The sequence below is a fragment of the Pseudomonas sp. RA_35y_Pfl2_P32 genome, assembly GCF_963970735.1.
In the GTDB taxonomy this organism is placed as follows: domain Bacteria; phylum Pseudomonadota; class Gammaproteobacteria; order Pseudomonadales; family Pseudomonadaceae; genus Aquipseudomonas.
This window is the reverse complement of record NZ_CAXAQF010000299.1, coordinates 1-468: the sequence shown is the minus strand read 5'-3', so window position 1 is coordinate 468 and position 468 is coordinate 1. Positions and strand designations below refer to the sequence as shown.

The following is a 468-nucleotide window of genomic DNA, read 5'->3' as shown; positions in this document are numbered from 1 at the left end:
ATGAGATCCGCAACGCGGTTGCGGCCACGCGCGGCGGCACGCCGATCACCATCGGCCAGATCGCGAACGTGCGTGTCGGCGGCGATCTACGCACGGGTGCCGGCAGCATGAACGGCCAGGAAGCGGTCATCGGCACGGTGCTGATGCTGATCGGCCAGAACAGCCGTATCGTCGCCGAACAGGCGACGCAGAAGCTCGACCAAATCACCAAATCTCTGCCCCCCGGCATCCAGGTGAAGGTGGTGTTGAACCGTGCTGAGTTGGTCGGCGCTACGGTTGCCACGGTTCAGCGTAACCTGACCGAAGGCGCGATCCTCGTTGCGGTGGCGCTGTTCCTGCTTCTCGGCAACTGGCGTGCCGCGGTGATCGCAGTGCTGGTCATCCCGTTCTCGTTCCTGATGATGGCAATGGGAATGAATGCCTTCAATGTCCCCGGCAACCTGATGAGTCTGGGGGCTCTCGACTTCG

The 468-nt window shown here is 62.8% G+C and carries 1 protein-coding gene; it reads left to right on the top strand.

The annotated features are described in order from the left end of the window. Window positions 1-468, top strand: a 468-nt coding sequence (locus AACY45_RS28380) for an efflux RND transporter permease subunit (protein ID WP_339548789.1), incomplete at both ends; no start/stop codon positions are given.